This window comes from Bacillus cereus group sp. BfR-BA-01524, from assembly GCF_022662595.1.
GTDB lineage: Bacteria > Bacillota > Bacilli > Bacillales > Bacillaceae_G > Bacillus_A > Bacillus_A thuringiensis_S.
In genome coordinates this window covers 20,128-27,824 of the sequence record NZ_JAKUDW010000069.1, presented here as the reverse complement: position 1 = coordinate 27,824, position 7,697 = coordinate 20,128, and the positions used below count along the sequence as shown (strand labels likewise).

Sequence of the window (7,697 nt, the reverse complement as noted above, 5' to 3'; positions counted from 1 at the left end):
ACATGCGTACATTTTGTAACGAAAGTACAATGTTTCACGCGAGTACATCTTGTTCTTGGACATTTACGCCCTGTAGTACATTTACAGTCTGTAGTACATTTATGATGAGAGAATTTATCATCATCGCATTCAAAAGTACTTGGATCTTGGTGTAAGAAATCCTCCATCCCAGCACTTTTGATTTCTTCAACAGCTTTTCTAATATCACGTTTCATAGAAATCCTCCTTATCATGTATTAAGTTGAAAAGGTATTCTTTTTCCTTAACATGATATGAGAGATGAAGTCTTTCTGAACAGGACAAGAGTGTAATTTTCTATAAATAGATGATAGCGGATGTATGGACAAGACAAGGCGCATACATTGAAGGAAGAGAACTGAGAAGGGATGAGAAAACATGCTGCCTTCATATGATTTTTTTGTTCATCCAATGTACTTAGTGGAATTGAAAAAAGACATTTGGTCAGATAGTCCAGTGCCAGCAAAATTAACTTATGGAAAAAAGAAGTATGACATTGATATCGTATACCGTGGGGCTCATATTCGTGAATTTGAGAAAAAGTCTTATCATGTTATGTTTTATAAACCAAAAAAATTTCAAGGCGCGAAAGAGTTTCATTTGAATTCTGAGTTTATGGATCCGTCTCTCATACGAAATAAATTATCGCTAGACTTTTTTCATGACATTGGTGTACTTTCACCAAAGTCACAACATGTATTTATAAAAATTAATGGTCAAATTCAAGGTGTATATTTACAGTTGGAATCGGTTGATGAAAACTTTTTGAAAAATAGAGGATTACCGAGTGGTTCTATTTATTATGCGATAGATGATGATGCAAATTTTTCATTAATGAGTGAGCGAGATAAAGATGTTAAGACAGAGCTCTTTGCGGGTTATGAATTTAAATATTCGAATAAAAATAGTGAAGAACAACTGAGTGAATTTGTATTTCAAGCGAATACTTTGACGAGGGAAGCCTATGAAAAAGAGATTGGGAAGTTTCTACATGTCGATAAATATTTACGATGGTTAGCAGGAGTTATTTTTACGCAAAACTTTGATGGTTTCGTTCATAACTATGCACTATATCATAATGATGAAACAAATTTATTTGAAGTTATACCGTGGGATTATGATGCGACTTGGGGGCGAGATGTACAAGGGAGACCACTTAATCATGAATATATTCGTATTCAAGGGTATAACACGTTAAGTGCAAGATTGTTAGACATACCTGTATTTAGAAAGCAGTATCGAAGTATTTTAGAAGAAATATTAGAAGACCAATTTACAGTTTCGTTTATGAGACCGAAAGTAGAAGGGTTGTGTGAATTGATTCGTCCATATTTACTACAAGATCCATATATGAAAGAAAAATTAGAAACATTTGATCAAGAGGCTGATATGATTTATGAATATATAAATAAAAGAAGAAAGTATATACAAGACCACTTACATGAATTGGATTAATTTTGAAAGAGATTGAAACGTTATCAATCTCTTTTTTTTGTATAATAAAGATGTATCAATAAAAATGAAATAATATCTTTGATAGAGAATGGGGATGCGGATATATGACGATTAAATGGATTGATTGGGTAAAACAAATACAATCTATAGCTCAAGCGGGTTTAACGTATTCTAAGGATGTGTATGATATTGAGCGTTTCCAGCAATTACGAGATATTTCTATTTCAATGATGTCACATTACACGAAAACAGATTGGGAAGTCGTAGAGAAATTATTTGCAAGTGAGACAGGCTATCAAACACCTAAAGTTGATATAAGAGCAGTTGTTTTTCAAAATGAAAAGCTATTATTCGTGAAAGAAAAAAGTGATGGGAAATGGGCATTGCCAGGTGGATGGGCTGATGTCGGTTATACGCCAACCGAAGTTGCAGCGAAAGAAGTTTTAGAAGAGACAGGATATGAAGTAGATCGTTTTAAGTTATTATCTATATTTGATAAAGAAAAACATCAACCATCTCCATCGGCGACGCATGTATATAAGATTTTCATTGGATGCGAGATTATTGGTGGAGAAAAGAAAACTAGCATCGAAACAGAAGAGGTGGAGTTTTTTTGTGAAAATGAATTGCCTAATTTATCAATTGCTAGAAATACAGAAGACCAAATTAAAGAGATGTTTGCCTACATGAAAGACCCGCAGAAAGAGAAATTAATAGATTGATCCTGCTTGAATTGTACATATTGTTAAAATGAAGATATTGGCAGATTGCAGCCTTTATGTAATAATGGGATGGTATGTGAAGAAAAAAGGAGATAAAAAAGAACATGTTAGCAAACATAATAGATCAGTTATTGCAATTTTTTGCAAGCTTAGGGTACTTTGGAGTAGCTCTTGCTTTAATGATTGAAGTAATCCCAAGTGAAATTGTACTTTCTTATGCTGGGTTTTTAGTAGCGGATGGTAAAATTAGTTTTGTTGGTGCAGTTATCGCCGGAACTATTGGTGGTACTTTAGCGCAAATCTTTTTATACTGGCTTGGATACTACGGAGGGCGTCCGGTTGTAGAGAAATATGGGAAATATCTACTTATTAATAAACACCATTTAGACATAGCGGAAGGTTGGTTTAAGCGTTATGGAGCAGGCGTAATATTTTCTGCGCGCTTTATCCCAGTAGTACGTCATGCGATCTCTATTCCAGCAGGACTAGCTAAGATGCCATTAAAACTATTTACACTTTATACGGTTGTAGCGATCATTCCATGGTCAATTCTATTTATATACTTAGGTGAAAAACTTGGTGGGAATTGGCGACAAATTAAAGAGTATGCATCTGATTACACACATTACATAATTATAGGAGCGGTTCTTTTTATTGCTCTATACTTCGGTTTAAAATATTTGAAAAAGAAAAAAACAACAAGCTAAAGTCAATGATAGTTCATTGGCTTTTTTTGTTTGTTTCGGTTCTAAAGAAAAGGAGTTGTCCATAATGTGTAATAATAAAGCGTAGCGGAGGAATGTGATGAAAGGGTCACCGTTTATACGTGGAACGATATTTTTAACGATGGCAACGATGATATCAAAAATGTTAGGGTTTATATATGTTATACCATTTACAGCGATGGTCGGTACGAGTGGTTACGTTCTATACACATATGCATATCGCCCTTATACCATCATGCTCAGCATAGCAACGATGGGATTACCGCTAGCTGTTTCAAAGATGGTATCAAAATATGATCAACTGAATGACTATCATACGGTTAAGAGAGTATTGAAAAGTGGAATTGTGTTTATGTTTATAATGGGAGTAATTTCGTGTTTTGCTTTATATATGCTAGCTCCACATTTAGCTAAACTTGTAATCGATGGAAATGATCAAACGGGAAATAGTGTAGTAGCGGTCACAAATAATATTCAAATTGTAAGTTTTGCGTTGATACTTGTACCGGTAATGAGTTTATTAAGGGGCTTCTTTCAAGGGTTCCAGTCGATGGGACCTTCTGCATTAAGTGTCGTTGTAGAGCAATTTTTTCGAGTCTTAACTATTCTAATAGGAAGCTTTGCCGTTTTATATGTTTTAAAAGCTTCTGTCTCGCTAGCGGTTGGTATTTCAACGTTTGGGGCATTTATGGGTGCTATAGGTGGATTAACCGTTCTAAGTGCGTATTATATAAGAAGGAGAAGGCACTTAAAGAAAAAAGAGATCGAAAGTATACCACAAACAACAAAATCTTTTTTCTCATTGTATAAGGAGCTCTTTACATATTCTATTCCCTTTGTTGTGGTGGGCTTAGCAATTCCGTTGTATCAGACGATTGATACATTTACAATTAATAAGCTACTTATACAAATAGGGTATATGCAAGGAGAAGCGGAAAAAATTAATGCGATAATTGGTCTTGTTCAAATGGTTGTGCTCATCCCGGTATCCGTTGCGACAGCTTTTAGTATGTCTCTTGTACCAGAGATGACGAAAGCTTACACAGCAGGAAATACGAAACTATTGTACAAACATTTTACGAGAACAAATGTATTAGTAGTAGCGATTACGGTACCGGCGGCAATTGGAATGATGGTGTTAGCCAAGCCTGTATATACTCTTTTATTCGGTGCTGGAAATGATCCAGAGATGGGGAGAATCATTTTACAGTATTATGCTCCTGCTTGCATACTATTTTCTCTTTTTACAGTAACGGCTGCTATGCTACAAGGAATCAATCAACAGCAGAAGACGGTACTAGGATTAGTGATTGGAATTATTGTGAAGATAGTTTTAAATATTGTATTGCTTCCGTATTTCGATTATGTAAGTTTTATCATTTCAACATACGCGGGCTATACGATTTCAGTCGGGTTTAACTTGTGGATGCTTTCTAAATATGTTATAAAGGCAACATAAGCTTTTAAGGCAGAGAGCACTCTGTCTTTTTCTATGTTTATCTCGCTATTTTCCGCGCAGTAAGATCCCGACTTCAAAATTCAGCGAAAGCAAATAAGTTAGGTCGGGGTCGGGCAGCCCGTAAAAGCCCGATTGATGAGGGCTGATAATCAGTGGGGGATGAAGCCCCCACTGATTAAAGTTTCACTTTATAATTTTTTTCTTATAAAAACGTTTTCAAAATAATTTTTCTATTGAAATTTAAACGTATGTTTCATATGCTGAGAATGGCGGTTTAAAAACTGTTATTTAAGAGAGGTAGATTCCTACATGTAAAAAGAATCGGGGTGATAGTATGTTAAATATATATTTAACAGACCGAAACGGAAAACTACAAGAGATTGAGGAAATGCAAAAGGGGTGCTGGATTAATGTACTTCATCCAACAGAAGAAGAAATTCAATATCTAGTACAAACTTTAAATGTAGACTTAGATTTCATTAAAGACCCTTTGGATGATGAAGAACGCTCTCGTATTGAAAAGGAAGACAATAATACTTTAATTATCGTGGATATTCCGACAGTTAGACATGACGAAGAAGGAAATTCGATTTATGACACGATCCCAATAGGTATGATTGTGATGCCGGATTGTTTTGTTACAATCTGCTTAGAAGAAAATCCAATTTTTGAACGTTTTATTAATCAACGTATTAAAGAATTTTATACGTTTAAGAAGACACGCTTTGCACTTCAGCTCTTATATACGATTTCTACTTATTATTTAAGATACTTAAAGCAAATAAATCGAAAAACAATTGATTTAGAGCATCAATTAAATCAGTCAATGAAAAATAAAGAGATTTTCACATTATTGGGCCTTGAGAAAAGTTTAGTATACTTTACAACGTCATTAAAGGCTAATAAAATTGTAATTCAAAAGTTAATGCGTAATAGTACATTTTTAAAAATGTATGAAGACGATCAAGATTTATTAGAAGATGTATTAATTGAAAATAAACAGGCTATTGAAATGGCGGAAATATATAGTCACATTTTAAGCGGAATGATGAATACTTTTAGCTCCGTTATATCAAATAATTTAAATAGTGTTATGAAATTGTTAACGTCAATTACGATCATTTTATCTTTACCGACGATGGTTTCTAGTTTCTTTGGAATGAACGTAAAGGTTCCGTTTGAAGGGGAAGCCCATGGTTTTGTAATTGTACTCATCATATGTGTAACACTATCTTTCACGTTAGCTTTTGTTTTTTGGAAGAAACGTTACTTTTAACGATAAGAAAGCTGCTCTAGCATAGTTATATAACTACGCTAGAGCAGCTTTTTTGCTATGAAATCTCAAATTTTGAATAGAATATAACTTGTACAATGTAATGTATATAAAGGGTATGTATGCCATATAATCCTTGTCCAATTAATGAAATGGGGTTAAAATTACATATTGTTAATGAAAAGTTGGAGGAAATACATCATGGAATTGTTTCAATTACCGAAAGCATTCCTGCAAATGAATACAATTTTTATCTCCATATTGATCGAAGCACTTCCGTTTGTGCTAATTGGTGTATTTATTTCAGGATTCATTCAAATGTTCGTGACAGAAGATATGGTGGCTAAATGGATGCCGAAGAACCGATTTCTGTCTGTTTTATTAGCTACTTTTTTAGGCATGTTGTTTCCAGGTTGTGAATGTGGAATTGTTCCGATTGTAAGACGATTAATCGGAAAAGGGGTTCCGCCATATGCGGGTATTGCATTTATGTTAACTGGGCCAATCATTAATCCAGTTGTTTTATTTGCAACATACGTTGCCTTTGGGAGTAGTATGCACATGGTATGGTATCGTTCTATTGTAGCGATTATCGTAGCAATTATCGTTGGAATTATATTATCCTTTATGTTTAAAGAACATCAATTAAGAGATAATCACTTCCCAGAAGTGAATAATAAGCGTCCACTGCGTAAAAAAATGTGGGATGTATGTACACACGCTGTTGAGGAATTTTTCTCGATGGGAAAATATTTAGTACTAGGTGCGTTAATTGCAGCAGCGGTACAAACGTTTGTACAAACTTCAACACTTCTTGCTATTGGACAAGGTCCGTTTTCTTCATCAGCTGTTATGATGGGACTTGCTTATATATTATCACTTTGTTCAGAGGCAGATGCATTTATCGCTTCTTCGTTCCAAAGTACGTTTTCAACAGCTTCACTTGTCGCGTTCCTCGTTTACGGACCGATGGTGGATATTAAAAATATGTTTATGATGCTTGCGACATTTAAAACGAAATTTGTAATTGTTGTTACAGTTACAGTTACTCTTGTTGTTTATGCAAGCTCACTACTCATTTATGCGATGGGGTGGTAGGTTATGTTTCGAGCATATATATTATTAGGTTTTACAATATTAATTGCGCAGCTTCATATTTCCGGGAACATTACGAAGTATATCAATATGAAGTATGCCTATTTATCAACAACAGCAGCAATTATTTTAGGTTTCTTAACGATTGTACAAATTATCGTCGTTTTCCAAAAAGAGCATCAAAAGGAAAAAGAGAAAAATGATTGTAGTTGTGACCATAGCCATTGTGGGCATGATCATTCAAAAGATGAGAATACATGGTGGAAAAAAGCATTTTCGTACTCATTGTTTTGTTTTCCAATTATCTCAGGGTTATTTTTCCCAATTGCGACGTTAGATTCGGATATTGTTAAAGCGAAAGGATTTCACTTTCCTGTTGCACAAGCAGAAAGTAAGGATCCATTTATGACAAGACAATTCCTAAGACCTGATACGAGCATTTATTACGGGAAAGAAGGATACCGCGGTGTAATGGAAAAAGGGAAGAAAGAGTTTGTTACGAAGGATAATATTAATTTGAAAGACGAAGACTTCCTAAAGGGTATGGAAACAATTTATAATTATCCTGGCGAGTTTACTGGGAAAAAATTATCTTTTAAAGGGTTTGTTTTTAGAGATGATTCTTCTAAAAAAGAACAATACTTCTTATTCCGTTTCGGTATTATACATTGCGTAGCAGATTCTGGTGTGTATGGTATGTTAGTGAAAAAACCAGAAGGTGTAGAGTGGAATAATGATGACTGGATTCAAGTAGAAGGAGAGATAACTACTGAGTTTTATCAGCCGTTTCATGCGAATATTCCTGTATTAGAAGTAACAAAATGGAATAAAGTTGAACAGCCGAAAGAACAATATGTATTTAGAGGAGCCGATTGATAAAATCGGTTCTTTTTTGTGGACTAAAAGTTCTGAATGTTGTTAATATTAAACGTGTAGTTCATTTAGTATAG

Annotated in this window: 7 protein-coding genes and 1 pseudogene; 7 read left to right on the top strand and 1 reads right to left on the bottom strand. The window is 34.4% G+C overall.

Annotated features, from left to right (window positions below; translation table 11 throughout):
* Positions 1 to 215 (bottom strand): annotated as a pseudogene (gene exsB / locus MR170_RS21655) (exosporium protein ExsB); the annotation flags it as partial.
* Positions 216 to 396: 181 nt separating this feature from the next.
* On the opposite strand from exsB, the gene cotH reads away from it, so the two are divergent.
* The 7 genes from cotH (at position 397) to MR170_RS21620 (ending at position 7,623) form a co-directional block, all read left to right on the top strand.
* Positions 397 to 1,473, top strand: coding sequence for a spore coat protein CotH (gene cotH / locus MR170_RS21650; RefSeq protein WP_000937999.1), 1,077 nt, complete (start codon positions 397 to 399; stop codon positions 1,471 to 1,473).
* 104 nt (positions 1,474 to 1,577) lie between these two features.
* Positions 1,578 to 2,195, top strand: coding sequence for an NUDIX hydrolase N-terminal domain-containing protein (locus tag MR170_RS21645; RefSeq protein ID WP_016081957.1), 618 nt, complete (start codon positions 1,578 to 1,580; stop codon positions 2,193 to 2,195).
* 104 nt (positions 2,196 to 2,299) lie between these two features.
* On the top strand, positions 2,300 to 2,902 hold the full coding sequence (gene uptA, locus MR170_RS21640; protein ID WP_242309214.1) for an undecaprenyl phosphate transporter UptA: 603 nt from the start codon (positions 2,300 to 2,302) through the stop codon (positions 2,900 to 2,902).
* Positions 2,903 to 2,999: 97 nt separating this feature from the next.
* Complete coding sequence (locus tag MR170_RS21635; protein WP_016081956.1) at positions 3,000 to 4,379, top strand: putative polysaccharide biosynthesis protein; 1,380 nt, start codon at positions 3,000 to 3,002, stop codon at positions 4,377 to 4,379.
* A gap of 334 nt (positions 4,380 to 4,713) precedes the next feature.
* Positions 4,714 to 5,655 carry a magnesium transporter CorA family protein gene (locus MR170_RS21630; protein ID WP_000932389.1) on the top strand — a complete coding sequence of 314 codons (942 nt, stop codon included), beginning with the start codon at positions 4,714 to 4,716 and terminating at the stop codon, positions 5,653 to 5,655.
* A 198-nt stretch (positions 5,656 to 5,853) separates the two neighbouring features.
* Positions 5,854 to 6,750 (top strand): permease, encoded by an 897-nt coding sequence (locus tag MR170_RS21625; protein WP_016081955.1) that lies wholly within the window; start codon positions 5,854 to 5,856, stop codon positions 6,748 to 6,750.
* A gap of 3 nt (positions 6,751 to 6,753) precedes the next feature.
* Positions 6,754 to 7,623: a TIGR03943 family putative permease subunit gene (locus MR170_RS21620; RefSeq protein WP_000488059.1), complete on the top strand. Its 870-nt coding sequence runs from the start codon at positions 6,754 to 6,756 to the stop codon at positions 7,621 to 7,623.
* The last annotated feature ends 74 nt before the right edge of the window (positions 7,624 to 7,697 follow it).

What these genes read in the sequence shown, in the direction of transcription:
- cotH (WP_000937999.1), top strand. Translation starts at nt 397, where the DNA reads ATGCTGCCTTCATATGATTTTTTTGTTCATCCAATGTACTTAGTGGAA.
- MR170_RS21645 (WP_016081957.1), top strand. Translation starts at nt 1,578, where the DNA reads ATGACGATTAAATGGATTGATTGGGTAAAACAAATACAATCTATAGCT.
- uptA (WP_242309214.1), top strand. Translation starts at nt 2,300, where the DNA reads ATGTTAGCAAACATAATAGATCAGTTATTGCAATTTTTTGCAAGCTTA.
- MR170_RS21635 (WP_016081956.1), top strand. Translation starts at nt 3,000, where the DNA reads ATGAAAGGGTCACCGTTTATACGTGGAACGATATTTTTAACGATGGCA.
- MR170_RS21630 (WP_000932389.1), top strand. Translation starts at nt 4,714, where the DNA reads ATGTTAAATATATATTTAACAGACCGAAACGGAAAACTACAAGAGATT.
- MR170_RS21625 (WP_016081955.1), top strand. Translation starts at nt 5,854, where the DNA reads ATGGAATTGTTTCAATTACCGAAAGCATTCCTGCAAATGAATACAATT.
- MR170_RS21620 (WP_000488059.1), top strand. Translation starts at nt 6,754, where the DNA reads ATGTTTCGAGCATATATATTATTAGGTTTTACAATATTAATTGCGCAG.